This is a genomic window from Phenylobacterium sp., assembly GCF_030697305.1.
Lineage (GTDB): Bacteria > Pseudomonadota > Alphaproteobacteria > Caulobacterales > Caulobacteraceae > Phenylobacterium.
The window spans coordinates 1-13,356 of record NZ_JAUYQL010000005.1 but is presented as its reverse complement, the minus strand read 5'-3'; the positions used below and the strand labels follow the sequence as shown (position 1 = coordinate 13,356).

Sequence of the window (13,356 nt, the reverse complement as noted above, 5' to 3'; positions counted from 1 at the left end):
CCTAGTCGTCCCAGCTTTCAGCATGGCCGCCGGTGGTCATCCGCGCGTTCCATTCGCGCCAGAAACTGCGCATCTGTAGTTCGCCCGTCCCTCCGGGGCCGGTCGCCTTCATCCCGCGTGAGATGTCGGACCACTCCACCTCCTTGCGGGTGGCGAAAGCCGCCTGGCAGCCCTCCAGGGCCTCGACATCGTCCGGCGTCGCGAAGCCCCCGGGACCCTGGAAGCCCAGGTACCACTCGAGCCTGGCGGCGCGCAGTTCGGGACTGTCTTCCTTGGGCATCAAGGCCCAGCCGCTGATCTCCATGTAGTCGGGGCTGAGGGGATAGAAGGAGCGGAAGACCCGCCATCCGTCGATGACCACCAGGTTGGGGAAGATCAGGTAGTTGCCCGCGCCGCCCTCGACCATCCGCGCCTTGGCCTCGCCATGAACATGCACCAGGCCGTTGCGGAATTCCGCCAGCGCCGCGGCGTGGTATTTCTCCAGGAAGGTGGAGCTGCGGTTCCCCGTGCGCTCGCTCGACGGCATGGCGATGGTCACATGGCCGTTGCGCAGCGTCTGGGTGCCGCCGTGGGCGAAGGCCAGGGGAACCCCGGGCGTGGGCTCCGCGCCGGCGGGCTTCACGGAATCCGACAGCCCCATGGCCGGGATGAAATGGGTGAAGTAGCGCTCGTGCGTCGCGGCTCCGTGGTAGCCGTCCATGCTGTTCTCGACGATCAGCTTCCAGTTGGCTCGCATCGAATATTTGTACTGGCCCTCGGTGAACTCCAGATCGCCCAGGTCCAGCGTGTTGTTGAACACCGCCAGCGCGTCGCCCATGTAGTCTTCGAAGCTTTCGATGTCGGGATCGAAGCTGACGAAGATGCAGCCGCGGTGGTTGTGCATCCGCGGCGCCGGCTCCAGGCCGAGCGATTCACGATCGAACGCTTCGCTGTAGGCTTCCTCGCCGGGAATGCCCTTGAGCTCTCCGCGCGTGTTGTAGATCCAGCCATGATAGAAGCAGCGGAAGACCTCCGCGCCCGAGCCCTTGGACTCACGGCAGACTAGGTTGCCGCGGTGGCGGCAGGTGTTGAGCAGAGCACGGAACTCGCCGTCATCACTGCGTACCAGGATCATCGGCCGTCCGGCGACGCTGCGGGTGACGAAATCGCCGGGGTTCGGAAATTCCGATGTGTGACCCGCGAACAGCCAGGAACGGTCAAAGATCATCGCCCGCTCGCGTTCGAAGACAGCCTGGTCGACGAAGGCGTCGCGATGGATGCGAAATAGGCCCGCTTCCTTATCCTCGACTATGTATTCGGCTGCGTTGTGGCCGTCCTTCATAGCTCGTTCCTCGCAAGGTTACGCTCACTCCAAGCAAGTTGAAGCCGTAGCGGGTTTCACCCTAATTGCACCACGTGCGCATATCTGAATCTAGCCGGAAGCGGACGCTTAGAGCAGCCTCCGCCGGGACGCAATCGACTCCGATCAGGCGCAAGCCACGCTAGAGGTGGGTGTCCTGCAGTCGGAGCGGGGCGTGGGTGCGGGCAGGCCTCAGTGCATCTGGAAGACGGTGGCGTAGGCCGCGGCTGCGCCCAGCAGGCAGAGGGTGGGAAGCGCGAGCAGCGTCACCAAGCGTGGCCGCCCCTGGCGACCCAGGCGCGGCTGGCGGCGAGGCAGGGCGCCCCAGGGGGACATTTGACGGACATCGGTCATGGACGGCCCAGATTGGAAACGCCCCCATTCCCACGTGCAGGTTTCGCCCAAACCGTTAACGAGATGTTAACTAAGCCTGCGACCGACTGGCGCACCCCTCAGTCCAGCGCCAGCCGCCCGACCTGACTGAGCTTCAGGGACTGCGGGTCGCCGCCATTCTGCAGGTAGAAGCGGTGACGCGCGTAAACCCAGGCGTCGTCGAAGCCCGGGCCGTACTGCTCCTGCACCCTGCGCAAGGGCGCGCCGCCCTTCTCATCCTCAAGTCGGGCGATGATCTCCAGCAATCGTGCGCAGGGTCCGCTCATGACCCCAAGCTTTCGGCCGCCGCCCTAATGCGGCAAGCGCGACGAGCGCGTGAGCCGCCAAACTTCTCCATGCGAGAGATTGTTGATCAGGAACCGGGCTGGCTGCCTCAATAGTCGTCGCCAGTCACCCTAACCCGCGACGCGCCTGAGCGCAGCACAGGGCGAAGCTTTATCGCCCGCTATTGGGATGAACCGTGCCTAAGTGCGCCTGGGAGAATCATTGAATGACCTTAAGTCGGCGTGGGGGCCTACGCGCCTTAGCCTATGGGCTGTTCTTCCGTTTCCATGCTGATCGGCAGCAATGAGCCGATCACATGGGATGCGGCCGCGATGACCCGCCGCTTGCAGCAGCCGTTCAGCGTCGCGCACTACGGCAGCGCTTCTGTGGAGTTGCTGCAGAGCTACGTCGAAATGTTCGCGACCGTTCAACCGACCTTCTACGGCCCAGAGTTCGATCGCACGGGACTGACGGACCTCAACCGAGACCTGTTCCCCCGCGATGAGTTCATGACGCCCGCCGCTGACTAGGCTAGTCCACTCGGCATGCTGACTATCCACCATCTGGGCGTGTCGCAATCCGAGCGCATCGTCTGGCTCTGTGAGGAGCTGGGGGTTCCCTATGCGTTGAAGTTGTACGTGCGCGATCCGGTGACGCGGGCTGCGCCGGCGGAATACCGGGCGATCCATCCTGCCGGCACCGCGCCGGTGATCACCGACGGCGACCTGACGCTGAGCGAGTCAGGCGCGATCATCGAGTACATCATCGCCAAATACGGCGAGGGTCGGATGGCGCGCGCGCCCGATCATCCGGAATTCGCCAGCTATCTGTTCTGGCTGCATTACGCCAACGGCTCGCTGATGCCGGCGATCATGAGCGACCGGATGGCGGCTGCGGCGCGGCCCGCGGGGGCGCCGATCCCGGCGATCCCGACGCGGTCCGAGCGGGGGCTGGCGATGGTCGAGGCGCGGCTGGGACAGGCCCCCTACTTCGCCGGCGACGAACTGACCGCAGCCGACGTGATCATGCTGTTCCCACTGAGGCCCAGCCGGCTGTTCGAGCCGCGCGACCTGACGCCCTATCCGAATCTGCGCGCCTGGCTGCGGCGGATCAGCGAGCGGCCGGCCTATCAGCGGGCGATGGGACAGGCCGAGCCCGGCCAGCCGATCGCCCTGGTCTGACGATCGCAGATCAGCGCGGCAGCAGCGACGGCACGAAATAGGCCGCGACCAACAGGCCGAGCGTGATGATCAGCAGGCGGCCGAGCCACTTGTCGCGTTGTGGATTGGTCATCGGCGTATTCCCTTGGCCCGCAGCTTGCGACGGCCCGCCCAAGCGCCGTGCGCCTGCGCCTATTCCGCCTCGGCGGGCGCCGCGGTCGCAGCGCGCACCACCCGCGCGGGTTCGATCCAGGCTTCGGCGCGCACCCAGTGATGGATGTCGCCGCAGGCGGAGCAACGAAAGGCGTAGCGGGCGTTGGCGGCCTCGAACTGAGCAGCCGTCATGTGATGTCCCGTATGCACCACGCGCCCGTCCTGGGCGCAAGCCACCAGCACGCGGGCCATCAGGCCACCGCCGTGGGGTGCTGCGCGGCCTGGGCGCGCCACTGCTGCTGATCGTCGAGCGTGTTGAGCAGCATGGCCAGAGCCACGGCGCTGGCTTTCGAAGGGCCGGCCTCGGCGGACGGCATGGTCTCGCGGGTCAGTCGATCGACGATCGTCCACACCCCGTCGGTGTCACGGGCTTGATACCTGTTCATCCTCTCTCTTAGCACGTCTTGCGCGGGATGTCCGAATTGGCGCAGCAAACCCCGCTCGTGCTTAAGCGATCGGGGAAATTAGTTGCCCACCCCGCCAAGACATGACCTGCTCCCTCATCAGATATCGACTTGGTTCGGCTGTTTTCCGCACGCGCTCCCGGCGGCGATTTTCGGAACTGACCGTGGCCTTCCTGCGAAAATTTAACTGCGCGCCGATTGTGGCGCTGCGGATATTCAGTCCCGAAGATGGGAATCCAAACATGACCACCGGCATCGTCAAATGGTTCAACGGCCAAAAGGGCTTCGGCTTCATCCAGCCTGATGAGGGCGGCCCCGACGTGTTCGTGCACATCTCCGCCGTCGAACGTTCCGGCTTGCCCTCCTTGTTCGAGGGCCAGAAGCTCAGCTACGAACTTGAACGCGACCAGCGCAGCGGCAAGTCCTCGGCCGGTCAACTGCAGTCCGACTGACGGGTTTCGCGACCTCCTGATTGACGACGTCCAGGCCGGCCTTGCGCCGGCCTGCTGTTTTCGGGAGCAGGTTCGAGCCTCGCCGTCGCGCAACCGGCTTCGCGGCGCTTGATCACGGCCGGCGATTGGGCGATGCGAAGGTGTCAGACAACGAGGGCGGCGCCAGTGCGGCCGCCTCGCCCCAAGGGAGAGAGCTTGCATGTCCGGTTCGCCACTGCGCGTCGCCTTCATAGGCTTGGGCAACATGGGCGGGGGCATGGCCGCCAACCAGGCGAAGGCCGGGCGCACCGTGTCAGCGTTCGACCTGTCGGCCGCTGCCCGCGACCGGGCGGCGGCGGGCGGCTGCAAGCCGGCCTCGACCGTGGCTGAGGCTGTCGCCGAGGCCGACGTGGTGATCACCATGCTGCCGGCCGGGCCGCACGTGCGCAGCGTCTACGCCGAACAGATCCTGCCGAACGCACCCAAAAGCGCGCTGCTGGTCGACTGCTCGACTATCGATGTGGAAAGCGCCCGCGCCGTGGCCGCCCAGGCGACGCAGGCGGGCTTCCGCTTCGCCGACGCGCCGGTGTCGGGCGGCTCGACGGCCGCGGACGCTGGCACGCTGGCGTTCATGGTGGGCTGCCTCGAGCCCGATTTCGCCGAGGTCGAGGCGGCGGTCCAGCCGATGGCGCGCGCGGTTATCCGCGCCGGCGACCATGGCGCGGGCCAGGCGGCGAAGATCTGCAACAACATGCTGCTGGGCATTTCGATGATCGGCGTCTGCGAGGCCTATGCGTTGGCGGAACGGCTCGGCCTCGATCCGCAGAAGTTCTTCGACATTGCCTCGCAATCGTCGGGCCAGTGCTGGTCGCTGACCACCTACAGCCCCTGGCCCGGCGCGGTGCCGACCTCGCCGGCCAACCGCAATTACGAGGGCGGCTTCGCCACGGCGATGATGCTCAAGGATCTGAAGCTTGCGCAGGAGGCCGCTGCGGCCGCAGGCGCGGCGACGCCTCTGGGCGCCCAGGCCGAAGGTCTCTACGCCCTGTTCGACCGTCTGGGCGGCGGCGGCAAGGATTTCTCGGCGATCCTGCAGATGCTGCGTGGCCGCCTGGGCGAGGTTCCCGGCGCCTGATCGATCGAAACGCGGAAAAAGCCTCTGGGGCTGGTGCGCCAGACGACCAAAACCAAGGGTAGGGAACGCCAATGGGCGAGATCTGGAGTGGCGAGCGCCACATCACCACCGAGCAACTGGACGAACGCGCCGCGCGCGTGGCGACGGGCCTCGATTCCATCGGCGTGAAGGCCGGCGACACCGTCGCCCTCTACATGCGCAACGACATCGTCTTCTTCGAAGCCCAGGGCGGGGCAGGCGCGATCGGCGCGTATCCGGTGGCAGTGAACTGGCACTACACCGAGGACGAAGCCCGCTATTTGTTCGAGAATTCACAGGCCCGGGTGATCGTCATCCACGCCGACCTGCTGGGCCCGTTGCGCTCGGCGCTCCCGGCCGACGCCACGGTGATCGTGGTGCGCACCCCGCCCGAGGTCTGCGCGGCTTATGGCGTCTCGCCGGCCGACGCCGAGGTTCCGGCCGGGATGATCGAATGGGAATCCTGGGTCTCCAGCTTTGAGCCCTGGACCAAGCCTCCCCACGAAGCGCCGACCACTATCATCTACACCTCCGGCACGACGGGGCGGCCGAAGGGCGTGCGCCGCTTCGCGCCGACGCCGAGCCAGGCGGCCACCCAGCGCAGCCTGTTCATGCGCGGTTTCGGATTCGGCGCGGCGCCTGATCCCAGCCAGATCGTTACGGTGCTGACCGGCCCGATGTATCACGCCGCGCCGGTGTCCTATTCGAGCACCGCGGCGCGCCTGGGCGGCACAGTGATCCTGCAGCCTCGCTTCGACGCCGAAGACCTGCTGAAGCTGATCGAGACACGCAAGGTCACGCACCTGCACATGGTGCCGATCATGTTCAACCGGCTGCTGAAGCTGCCCGACGCGGTGCGCGCCAAGTATGACGTGTCCTCGCTGGTCTATGTGGTCCACGCCGCCGCGCCGTGTCCGCCGCAGGTGAAGCGCCAGATGATCGACTGGTGGGGCCCGGTAATCTGCGAATACTACGGCACCACCGAGATCAGCATGGTCGCCTATTGCGACGCCGAGGAATGGTTGGCGCACCCGGGCACTGTAGGCCGCGCGTTTCCGGAATCGGTGGTCAAGGTCGTCGATGAGGCGGGCAACGACCTGGCGCCGCGCGAGGTCGGCGAGGTGCTGGCGCGGACGCCCGGCATCACCGATTTCACCTATCAAGGCGACGACCAGAAGCGGAAGGACTCCGAAAAGATCGGCCTGATCGCCCCGGGCGACATCGGCTACTTCGACGAGGACGGCTTCCTGTATCTGTGCGACCGCTCCAAGGACATGATCATCTCGGGCGGGGTGAACATCTATCCCGCGGAAATCGAGGCCGAACTGCACAAGATGCCGGGCGTCGTCGACTGCGCGGTGTTCGGCGTGCCGGACGAGGAATGGGGCGAGGCGATCCACGCCGTCGTCCAGCCCCACCCGGAAGCCGGTCTAAGCGAGGCCGATGTGCGGGCCTTCCTGCGCGAGCGCGTCGCTGGCTACAAGGTGCCCAAGCGGGTGGATTTCTCAGTCGAGCTCCCGCGCGAGGACTCAGGGAAGATCTTCAAGCGCAAGCTGCGCGAGCCGTTCTGGGCGGGGATGGAGCGGCGCATCTAGCGCCGCCCCGAAACCCCGGCGATCCTAGCCGCCGCCGTCGATCGTCAGGATCGCCGCGTTGGTGTAGGCCGAGCGCGGCGAGGCCAGGAAGGCCACCGCGTTGGCGATCTCGACCGGCTCGGCGGGGCGTCCGTACGGCATGCCCTTGTTGAGCTCCTGCCAGCGGCTTTCGTCGCCGAACTGTTCGCGCGCCGCGGTCTTGCGCAGAGTGACCAGGCGATCGGTGGCCACTGGGCCCGGGTTGATCGCCACGACCCGCACGCCGTCCTTCGACGCGCCCTTGCCGAGCGACTTGGTGAAGGCCATCAGCGAGGCGTTGCCGGCGGCGCCGGCGATATAGCCCGCCGGGAAGGTTTCGCCCGCGCCACCGATAACATTGACCACCACGCCCTTGCGGCGCGCGAGGCCGGGATACAGCGCCCGCGACAGGCCGATGTAGCCGAAGACCTTCAGGTCCCAGGCGTGACGCCAGGTGTCGTTGTCGACGGTCTGCAGATCGCCGCCGGGGATCGCGCCGGCGTTGTTGACCAGGATGTCGAGGTCGCCGGCTTCCTTGGCCACGCGCTCGACTTCCGATTGCTTGGATAGGTCGGCGGCGATCACCTGCACATTGACCTGGGCGCGGCCGCGGATGTCGTCGGCGGCTTCACCCAGCAGGGCTGCGTCGCGCGACACCAGGATCACGTCGCAGCCTTCTTCGGCCAACAGGGTGGCGACCGCCCTGCCGATGCCCTTGGACGCGCCGCTGACCAGCGCGCGCTTTCCCTTCAGATCCAGATCCATGTCCTGGCTTCTCCCTGTGTTTTTCTTGGGCGCGCGGCGAGTGGCTCGCGCCGTTGGCTTCAGTGCGGCCGGCGCTGTTTCGCCGTCAGCTCGCGCTCACCCTTATCAGATGCATTTCGCTACGGAAGGCGCAGACGCGGTTACGGCCGGTTGTGCGGCGTTCGGCGCCACGATCTCGGCGAAGAATTCCTCCAGCACCTCACGCGCCCGTACGCGGGCCGCGGCGCCCGGCGCCTGGACCTGGCGCACCACGAGGCCATGGGCGATCAATTGCAGGCGCTCGGCGGTGCGTTCGGGATCGATATCAACGCGTAACTCGCCAGCCGCGACACCGTCGCGGACCAGCGCGGTCCAGAACTTCTGCTGGCGGGCGTCGCGTTCCTCGAGGTGGCGGCGCATCTCCTCGTCACGGCCGGAATGGGCGACGTAGTTCAGCCAGAACCTCCAGAAGCGCTCGTGCGTATGCTTGTGGAGCACATGGCCGGCGACCAGGCGCTTGAGCTGACCCAGCGGCGATCCGCGGTAGCTCTCCCAATCGTGTGGAAGGCGGTAGGCGGCCTCGAGCGCGGCGATGATCAGATTGTGCTTGTTCCCGAAGTGATAGTTGATCGTCCCCGTGCTGATCTTCGCCGCCTCTGCGATCTGGCGCATGCTGACGCCGTCGATGCCGTACTGGGCGATGCAGTCGTAGACCACCACCAGCAACTCGCGACGTCGCCGCAGCGTTTTCGGCCTGGCCGGCGTTGCGGCCGTGTGGGAGCGGTCGGTCTTCTGCACTACACGCATCTCCAGAGCGGCTCAGAACTTTTCCGCGCCGGGGAGGGCGGAGCGCATCAAGGTCGAGGCCATAGTCTTGATCAGAGGGCCGTCGACTTCGGTCTCCTCACGAAGGGATTTCCATCGCGGATCGGCGGCGAAGGCGGCCCAGGCCGCCGCGCGGGCATCCTCGTCCTCGAACCGGCAAAGGTAGACGACTCGGCCATCGTCGGGAGTCGGGGTGAATGCCGCCACCACTTCGATCCTGTGGTCGGGCATCATCGGCATAGCGCGATTGAGCAGCCGATCACGCAGGGCCTCCGTGCGCCCCTCGACGGGTTCGTATATCCTCAATTCGTAGATCATGGCGGATGCTCGTCACCCGGAGCAACAAGGTCAAGGCCTCGTCTCGCACCCACGGACCGGATCGAATTCGCGCCGCGACCGTTGAATCGATGTCACAGCCGGAGGAAAACACATTCGAAACGTGCGTAAGGCGCAGGACACCATCACGGGCGAGGGTGAACTGAAGTTCAGCGGATTCATCGGCCCGATCCAATATGAGCTGACCGGTAACGCCCAGAACCTCCAGTCACTCGCACCGCGCCTGCGCGGGGCGCTGAAAACCACGCCGGAGATCGCCACGGCGGCGTTCAAGGCGGGCTATGGCACGCTGTCGTTGGCCGACGGACGCCAGCGCAGGATCACCGTCACCGCGATGACCGCGGGCGACGCAACCTGCTTTTTCGAGATCGCAGACTAGGCTCACACGCAAACGGGGCTGGCGCGCGCGGCGGCCCTCAGGCAGCTTCCCGCAAGGGGGTCGGCGAGCCACAACCGTGGAGGCCGGCGACGCACCTTGGGGCGCCGATGGATATCTCACCGCTATGGCGACTGCTGATCATCGCCGGCCTGGCCTATTCGGCCGGCCTGCTTGGCGGGTTGTCGTTCTATCGCGGCGAGATCGGTCCGCGACGCGCGCCGCCCCAGCCGAGACGTGGGGAGCGCTCAACGCCGGGGCGCGCGCGCTCGCGCAATCGCCTTAAGCGCTGGATCCAGGACATCACCTACTCCCGGCGTCGCGCCATCGAGGTGATCGTCGTCGCCCTATGGCTGGTGGCCATAGCGCTGCTGGTGCTCTGGCTGGTGGTCAGCGCCTCGAACCGATTGATCAATCCGTAGCCCTGACATCCACGCCGCCTTCCTGCGCTTCAGCGCGCGCCGTTGAAATCGCGGCGCACGAAGCAGGCCTGGCCACTGCTCTGCAGCGTGTCGCACCAGGCGGCTGCGCCGTTGCGGCTGGAGAAGCCGTAGAACAGGGCCCGGTGGACCGTGCGCCCTCCGACCACAGCCTCAGTGACCGTGTTCGACAGGCGGCCGGCCGACGCGAATCTGGCCTGCACACGAGCGATCTCGCGACGCGCCAGAGCGGGCGTGGTGGCGGCGCTGATCTGCACCGCCACGTCGCCGGCCCGTCCCGTGGAGGCCTCGGACGCAGAAGGCGAAGGCGAGGCCGTCGCGACTTCGGTTTCAGACGGCAGATAGGGCTCGGCCGACGGCGGCCTCGCGTAGACCCGCGCCGCCGCCGGCGGGTTCGCGGCTGCGAGCACCGCAGGCGCCGCAGCCGGCGGCGCGACGGCGAGCGTCGCAGGCGGCCGCACGGCGGACGACGCGTCAGGTTCAGCGGACGGCGGTCTGGCGTACTCACGCGGCGGCTGCGGGGCGGGATCGGCCTTGGCGGCGATCACAGGCGCTGTGACGGGCGCGGGCTCGGGTTCAGGCGCTACTTCGGGTTCGGGCGTGGGTTCAGGTGCGGGTGGCGCGGCTTCCGCCACGACGGACGGTTCGGGATCCATGGCCGGTTCGGGCCTGGGCGTCGGCGCTGGTTCGGGGAGGGGCTCCGGAATGGGTTGGTAGGGCCTGGCGGTCGGAGGCGCCGGCTCGGCGGTCGCGACGATCATCGGTTCAGGCGGGGCAGCCGCCGGGGGAGGAGGCGCTTCCGCGACCACGGCCGGCGTCGGAACTGGCGTCGGCGTCGGGGCCGCAGCGGGCTCGGCGCGCGCTTCGACTGGGGCGACGGGCTCGGGCGCCGGGGGCGGGGTGAGGCGGCGGGGTTCGGCGGTGGCGACGATCACCGGCTGTGGCGCGGTCGTGACGATCGGCGCGGGCGCGGGCTCAACGACGGCGATAGGCGCAGGGGCGGGCGTCGGGATCGGTACGGGTGCAGGAGCCGCAACGGGCTTCGGCGCAGCCTCGACGCGCGCCGACGGCAGCGACGGCGGGGGGACGGCGGGCGGTTCGGCGCGGGCGATGACGATCGGCGCGGAGGGCGCGACGACCGGGGCCGGCTTTGGCGCTTCGGCGACCACGATCGGCTTCGGCGCGACGGCGACGGGCGCGGGCTTTGGCGGTTGGGCTGCGAACACGACAGGGGCTGGAGGCGCGGCGGGGGCGGCCTGCGGGACGTCCGGCGCGGGCGGGGCGGCCGCGATCTTAGTGGCGCTGAGCGGGCGCTTGTAGTTCGGGTCGCAGACCGAGGCGATCAGGCTGTAGAGCTGGGTGCCCACGGTCGGCGACACCCAGTCGGGAGACCCCGGAAGCTCGCGTGAGACGCCGCCCAGATTTCGCAGGGGGTAGTTCTGAATCCGTGTCGCCTTGCTGCGACGGCTCTGGCAATCGACATCGATGTCCGCCGACCAAGACATGTAACCGCCGGCCGCCGCCGCCGGCCGACTGATCACCTCGGACCAGATCTGGGCGTGGTAGACGCCGGGTCGATCCGGGCCGGCCAGGACCGCCGAACGCAGGCCGATGATGCTGTTGGCGCCGACCGAGACAATGGTCGCGGTGGGCAAGGAGGTGTTCGCGCCGATCCAGGCAGTCAGGCTGCGTACGTCCAAAGCGGCGGGGAAATCGGAAGGCTGCGCCAGGCCACCGGTCGCGGCGCTCGACCACAAGGCTGCGGCGCCCGCGGCGATCTTCAATCTGTGACGCACCGCTCGGGCTCCCGCTGACGAACTGACGGGCGCCACTATCGTTACGGCGCCTTAAGAAAGAGGAACGAGGTTCCGCCGCCGGAATCCGCGCGCGAAGCGATCGTGTCAATCGGCGGGCGGCCGTCAATGATGTTTTCACGGCGCGCGGCGATGATGCGCCGATGGATCGTTCCCTGATCGCCGCAGCCAAATTCCTCTTCGGGGCGGCGGCCGCGGCGTGCGCGATCGGCATGGTGGGGCCATTCCAGGGCGTCGAGCAGGCGCTGGTCCCGTGGGACAAGGCGGCCCACTTCATCGCCTTCTACGGCCTGAACAGCCTGCTGTTCCTGGCCTTCCCGACCCGCCGTCGCGTCGACCTGACCGTGCTGGCGATCTTCATGGGCTGCATGGTCGAGGTGGCGCAACGGATGACCGGCCGCGACGCGGAGCTGGGCGACATCTTCGCCGATGCGCTGGGGGCGTTGGCCGTCCTGGCGCCCCTGTACATCGAGACGGTGCGCGCCCGCAGCCGCGGCGAGGCTCAACCCGAACGGCGCCAGGGCGCTCTGGCCCTGGGCGAACCGCCTCGCGTGAGCCGCGCCGCCCAAGGGCTTGTGAAGAGCTAGGCCGCGCCGGCCCACGGCCGCGCCCGATTGGGCGTCTCGGCCAGGCGGTAGTCGCCATGCATGCGGTCGAAGTTGGGGCCGTAGAACGGATCGTCGTCCAACGCCGCGCCCCAGCGCCCGCGCATGTACATCACCTCTCGACGGAAGCGCTCGGCCTGCTCCGGTCGGGTGTCCAGGCCGCGTGAAGCCGACTCCAGGTGGAACAGCTCGGCCCGTGGCGTCCAGACGATGCTGTAGCCGCGCTCGCGGATCTTCAGGCACAGGTCGACGTCGTTGAACGCCACCGCCAGGTTTTCCGCATCCAGCCCGCCGACTTCTTCGAACACCTCACGGCGCAGCGCCATGCAGGCCGCGGTGACCGCCGAGACGTTGCGGGTCAACCTCAGGTGGCCGAAGTAGCCGGTGTCCGCCCGAGGCGCCCCGACATACAGGTGTCCGGCCACCGGCGGCGTGCCGCCGACGCCCAGGATCACCCCGCCATGCTGCACCCGCCCGTCGCCATACAGCAGCCGCGCGCCCACCGCGCCGACGTGTGGCCGCACCGCGTGGGCGACCATCTCGCGCAGCCAGCCGGGCTCGATCACCTCGATGTCGTTGTTGAGCAGCAGCAGGATGTCGCCCCGCGCCTGGGCAGCGGCCGCGTTGTTCAGCGCCGAATAGTTGAAGGGACCGGGCTGCGGCAGGATGCGGACCCGTGGGTCCTGCTGAAGCCGCTCGAACAGCGCGTGGGTGGCCGGCTCGACGCTGCCGTTGTCGACGATCAATAGCTCGATCGCCGGGTAGTCCGTACGGTTCAGCAGCCCCTCGACGCAGTTCTCCAGCAGTTCGGCGCGGTCGCGGGTGGGCACGATCACCGAGACCAGCGGCTCGGGCGAGGGGCAGTCGCGACGCACATGCACCCAGGCCGGCGCGTTCGGTTCGATCTCCACGTGTGCGGAGGTCTCGCCGGTGCGCTGAAGATGTTCCTCGACGGCGCGGCGGCCGGCGACCGCGCAGCGTTCGATCGCCTGTTCGGAGAACGAACCGATCTCCGACTGCTGGCGCCAATGGTAGAGCACCGCCGGGATGTGGAGGATGCGCGCCGGTTCGGTGAGTTCAGCGACGCGGAGGGCCAGATCGTAGTCCTGACTGCCTTCGAATCCTTCGCGCAGGCCGCCGACCTGCTCGACCAGGCTGCGCCGATAGACGCCCAGGTGGCTGACCATGTTGTGGCTGAGCAGCAGCTCGGCGTTCCAGTCGGTCTTGAAGTAGGGCTCGAAGCGGC

18 protein-coding genes are annotated in these 13,356 nt (G+C 67.8%); 8 read left to right on the top strand and 10 right to left on the bottom strand.

Annotated elements, in window-relative coordinates; translation table 11 throughout:
• Position 1: 1 nt before the first annotated feature.
• The 3 genes from Q8R27_RS00445 to Q8R27_RS00435 form a co-directional block, all read right to left on the bottom strand.
• Positions 2–1,321, bottom strand: a complete 1,320-nt coding sequence (locus Q8R27_RS00445; protein WP_305697158.1) for an aromatic ring-hydroxylating dioxygenase subunit alpha — start codon at positions 1,319–1,321, stop codon at positions 2–4.
• Between the two features lie 210 nt (positions 1,322–1,531).
• Positions 1,532–1,675: a hypothetical protein gene (locus Q8R27_RS00440; RefSeq protein ID WP_305697157.1), complete on the bottom strand. Its 144-nt coding sequence runs from the start codon at positions 1,673–1,675 to the stop codon at positions 1,532–1,534.
• A gap of 116 nt (positions 1,676–1,791) precedes the next feature.
• Positions 1,792–1,998: a hypothetical protein gene (locus tag Q8R27_RS00435; RefSeq protein ID WP_305697156.1), complete on the bottom strand. Its 207-nt coding sequence runs from the start codon at positions 1,996–1,998 to the stop codon at positions 1,792–1,794.
• A 330-nt stretch (positions 1,999–2,328) separates the two neighbouring features.
• Between Q8R27_RS00435 and Q8R27_RS00430 the strand changes: the two genes are divergently transcribed.
• The gene (locus Q8R27_RS00430; protein ID WP_305697155.1) at positions 2,329–2,526 is read left to right on the top strand and encodes a hypothetical protein; all 198 of its coding nucleotides are present in this window, start codon (positions 2,329–2,331) and stop codon (positions 2,524–2,526) included.
• Between the two features lie 15 nt (positions 2,527–2,541).
• Positions 2,542–3,177 carry a glutathione S-transferase family protein gene (locus Q8R27_RS00425; protein WP_305697154.1) on the top strand — a complete coding sequence of 212 codons (636 nt, stop codon included), beginning with the start codon at positions 2,542–2,544 and terminating at the stop codon, positions 3,175–3,177.
• 171 nt (positions 3,178–3,348) lie between these two features.
• On the opposite strand, the gene Q8R27_RS00420 is transcribed toward Q8R27_RS00425, so the two are convergent.
• Both Q8R27_RS00420 and Q8R27_RS00415 read right to left on the bottom strand, forming a co-directional pair.
• Positions 3,349–3,561, bottom strand: a complete 213-nt coding sequence (locus Q8R27_RS00420; protein ID WP_305697153.1) for a hypothetical protein — start codon at positions 3,559–3,561, stop codon at positions 3,349–3,351.
• Entirely contained in the window at positions 3,561–3,755 is a 195-nt protein-coding gene (locus tag Q8R27_RS00415; RefSeq protein ID WP_305697152.1) for a hypothetical protein, read from the bottom strand. Before Q8R27_RS00415 ends, Q8R27_RS00420 begins: the two co-directional genes overlap by 1 nt.
• Before the next feature lie 260 nt (positions 3,756–4,015).
• Here Q8R27_RS00415 and Q8R27_RS00410 point away from each other — a divergent pair, with 260 nt between their 5' ends.
• From Q8R27_RS00410 to Q8R27_RS00400, 3 genes are all read left to right on the top strand, one after another.
• Positions 4,016–4,225: a cold-shock protein gene (locus Q8R27_RS00410; RefSeq protein WP_305697159.1), complete on the top strand. Its 210-nt coding sequence runs from the start codon at positions 4,016–4,018 to the stop codon at positions 4,223–4,225.
• 199 nt (positions 4,226–4,424) lie between these two features.
• A complete protein-coding gene (gene mmsB, locus Q8R27_RS00405) occupies positions 4,425–5,339 on the top strand; it encodes a 3-hydroxyisobutyrate dehydrogenase (protein WP_305697151.1) in 915 nt (304 codons plus the stop codon).
• A 71-nt stretch (positions 5,340–5,410) separates the two neighbouring features.
• A complete protein-coding gene (locus tag Q8R27_RS00400) occupies positions 5,411–6,952 on the top strand; it encodes an acyl-CoA synthetase (RefSeq protein ID WP_305697150.1) in 1,542 nt (513 codons plus the stop codon).
• A 24-nt stretch (positions 6,953–6,976) separates the two neighbouring features.
• Here Q8R27_RS00400 and Q8R27_RS00395 read toward each other — a convergent pair whose 3' ends face one another.
• The 3 genes from Q8R27_RS00395 to Q8R27_RS00385 all read right to left on the bottom strand — a co-directional run bounded on the left by Q8R27_RS00395 (position 6,977) and on the right by Q8R27_RS00385 (position 8,857).
• Positions 6,977–7,735 carry a short-chain dehydrogenase/reductase gene (locus tag Q8R27_RS00395; protein WP_305697149.1) on the bottom strand — a complete coding sequence of 253 codons (759 nt, stop codon included), beginning with the start codon at positions 7,733–7,735 and terminating at the stop codon, positions 6,977–6,979.
• 105 nt (positions 7,736–7,840) lie between these two features.
• The gene (locus Q8R27_RS00390) at positions 7,841–8,512 is read right to left on the bottom strand and encodes a TetR/AcrR family transcriptional regulator (protein ID WP_305697148.1); all 672 of its coding nucleotides are present in this window, start codon (positions 8,510–8,512) and stop codon (positions 7,841–7,843) included.
• A 21-nt stretch (positions 8,513–8,533) separates the two neighbouring features.
• Positions 8,534–8,857 (bottom strand): NIPSNAP family protein, encoded by a 324-nt coding sequence (locus Q8R27_RS00385; RefSeq protein ID WP_305697147.1) that lies wholly within the window; start codon positions 8,855–8,857, stop codon positions 8,534–8,536.
• Between the two features lie 121 nt (positions 8,858–8,978).
• Between Q8R27_RS00385 and Q8R27_RS00380 the strand changes: the two genes are divergently transcribed.
• Positions 8,979–9,254: a hypothetical protein gene (locus tag Q8R27_RS00380; RefSeq protein ID WP_305697146.1), complete on the top strand. Its 276-nt coding sequence runs from the start codon at positions 8,979–8,981 to the stop codon at positions 9,252–9,254.
• Between the two features lie 107 nt (positions 9,255–9,361).
• Positions 9,362–9,673 carry a hypothetical protein gene (locus tag Q8R27_RS00375; protein ID WP_305697145.1) on the top strand — a complete coding sequence of 104 codons (312 nt, stop codon included), beginning with the start codon at positions 9,362–9,364 and terminating at the stop codon, positions 9,671–9,673.
• 29 nt (positions 9,674–9,702) lie between these two features.
• Here Q8R27_RS00375 and Q8R27_RS00370 read toward each other — a convergent pair whose 3' ends face one another.
• On the bottom strand, positions 9,703–11,487 hold the full coding sequence (locus tag Q8R27_RS00370; protein ID WP_305697144.1) for an SPOR domain-containing protein: 1,785 nt from the start codon (positions 11,485–11,487) through the stop codon (positions 9,703–9,705).
• A 161-nt stretch (positions 11,488–11,648) separates the two neighbouring features.
• Here Q8R27_RS00370 and Q8R27_RS00365 point away from each other — a divergent pair, with 161 nt between their 5' ends.
• Positions 11,649–12,092, top strand: coding sequence for a VanZ family protein (locus Q8R27_RS00365; protein ID WP_305697143.1), 444 nt, complete (start codon positions 11,649–11,651; stop codon positions 12,090–12,092).
• On the opposite strand, the gene Q8R27_RS00360 is transcribed toward Q8R27_RS00365, so the two are convergent.
• The coding region (locus Q8R27_RS00360; RefSeq protein WP_305697142.1) for a glycosyltransferase family 2 protein at positions 12,089–13,356 on the bottom strand (1,268 nt) is incomplete at its 5' end. The two genes, Q8R27_RS00365 and Q8R27_RS00360, sit on opposite strands and share 4 nt — an antisense overlap.